The organism is Streptococcus sp. HMSC10E12, from assembly GCF_001807855.1.
Lineage (GTDB): Bacteria > Bacillota > Bacilli > Lactobacillales > Streptococcaceae > Streptococcus > Streptococcus salivarius.
Window position 1 is genome coordinate 59,430 of the sequence record NZ_KV791088.1, and the last position, 1,304, is coordinate 60,733.

Consider the following 1,304-nt stretch of genomic DNA (forward strand, 5'->3'; position numbering starts at 1 on the left):
CTATATCACCGAAACTAAAGCTACAGTCCCTCAAATCACTGAAACTCAAGTTACAGGGAAATTGACCATCAGCAACCAAACGTCTAATGGCTTTGATGTAGTCGTAACCAATGTTTCAGGTGGTGGCAGAGAAGTTAAAGAAGTGCGTGTTCCAATCTGGTCAGATAAGAACGGCCAAGACGATCTTACTTGGTATCATGCCGACAAACAATCAGATGGAAGCTACAAGGTTCATGTAGACACAGCTAGTCATAAGGGCGATGCGGGTACTTATTCTGTCCATCTATACTATATGTTGGACGGTAAGAGAACCTATATCACCGAAACTAAAGCTACAGTCCCTCAAGCCACTGAATCCCATGCAACAGGGAAATTGACAAATAACGGTTCTTACTACAGTGTTCGTGGTAAATACGATGACATTATTATTGTCAATAAAAAACATGGCCTTTCTAAGGACTATAACCCAGGTGAGAATCCTACAGCTAAGGCAGCCTTTGTTCGTCTTCGTGATGATATGATTAACCAAGGTTTGAATGTTGGACGTTCATACAGTGGTTTCCGTTCTTATGACTATCAAAAGACTCTTTACGACAACTATGTTAGTCGTGATGGTCAGGCAGCTGCGGACCGTTACTCAGCTCGTCCTGGGTTCAGCGAACACCAAACTGGTTTGGTCTTTGACTTGACTGATAAATCTGGTAACTTGCTTGAAGATTCACGAGCTAGTCGATGGCTTAAAGATAATGCACATAACTATGGCTTTATCGTGCGTTTCCAAGCAGGTAAAGAAGCTTCAACCGGCTACATGCCAGAAGCATGGCATATCCGCTATGTGGGTAAAGAAGCTAAAGACATCCACGATTCAGGATTGAGTTTGGAAGAGTACTTTGGTATCGAAGGTGGCGATTATGCTACTAGCAGCAAACCTGCTGAAAGCAAACCAGCCACTACAGGTGCCATCAACCTTCCAGCGACAGGAACTTATACCTTCACAGGTCGTGCGTCAATCAAGGCAGAAGCTAAGGTTTCAAGCCCAGAGTTGGCCTACTATGACAAGGGCATGAGTGTTAACTATGACAAAGTTTTGACAGCCGATGGTCATCAATGGCTTTCATACATGACAGCAAGCGGTGCCCGTCGTTACGTTGATATTGCAACAGTTAAAGCTACAGAAACTAAACCAGAAGTTAAACCGGTTGCTAAACCAGCGGACCAACCAAGTCTCCCAGAGTCAGGCACTTATACCTTCACAAGTCGTGCGTCAATCAAGGCAGAAGCTAAAGTTTCAAGCCCAGAATTAG

General features: G+C 44.0%; 1 protein-coding gene. It reads left to right on the forward strand.

The genetic code is table 11. From position 1 onward, the window contains the following. Nucleotides 1-1,304 (forward strand): LD-carboxypeptidase LdcB/DacB (gene ldcB / locus HMPREF3112_RS04810; protein WP_176744473.1); only part of this gene is annotated, 1,304 nt, incomplete at both ends.